At 35.0% G+C, this 640-nt stretch carries 1 protein-coding gene; it reads right to left on the reverse strand.

Features of this window, described 5'->3' with window-relative positions; genetic code table 11:
• Window positions 1-442 precede the first annotated feature (442 nt).
• A partial coding sequence (locus ACFIN0_RS10040) for a hypothetical protein (RefSeq protein ID WP_375702486.1) occupies window positions 443-640 on the reverse strand: 198 nt, incomplete at its 5' end.

Raw genomic sequence — 640 nt, forward strand, 5'->3', positions numbered from 1 at the left:
TTATTTCATTTTTAGATGTTTCCTTTCAATTTCAGTGTGAAGCTTTTGTTTTAGAAACAAGCGTTTGGATGATTCTTCTTCTTACGTTTTACTGATGATTCTTTCTTAAAAAAACATTGACTTATACGGACAATTTATCGTTGTGAATGTTAAATGAGACAATCGAAGAAGTTTTTCGATTGAAAACTTTTTTAGAGTGAATCGATAAAATATACTCTTGTATGCCATAAAAAAATTACCGCATGTGGATAAAAGTTCTTTAAAGAGTCCTAAAACGCTTCTTATGGCCCCTCTTAAGAGCTAAAATTTGTTAAAATTTTATGCTGGTCAATAAAATAACAGGGTGGTTTGTATCTATAATTTAAGTGAAAATACTGGTGTTCGAGATTTTAAAGGTGGTTGTTTAAAATGTCGTCATCGAATGAATTTTGTACAGATTTTCTTATTTCTCTAAAAGTGTAAAACGTGGAACCGTGAAAAAGGAAGCTGCGATTTTATGCGTGGTGTATGCTTTTGTCATGGCATGGAATAGAGGGGAGAAAATGGGGAGTGGGGGGCGGATGAAGAAGTCTGGGAATGGAGAGGTTGGGATGAAAAGGCGACGTGTTGATGGGAGTGTGTGAGAAATGGAGGATGGAGA

This window comes from Bartonella sp. AA89HNZF (assembly GCF_042196905.1).
Classification (GTDB): Bacteria; Pseudomonadota; Alphaproteobacteria; order Rhizobiales; family Rhizobiaceae; genus Bartonella.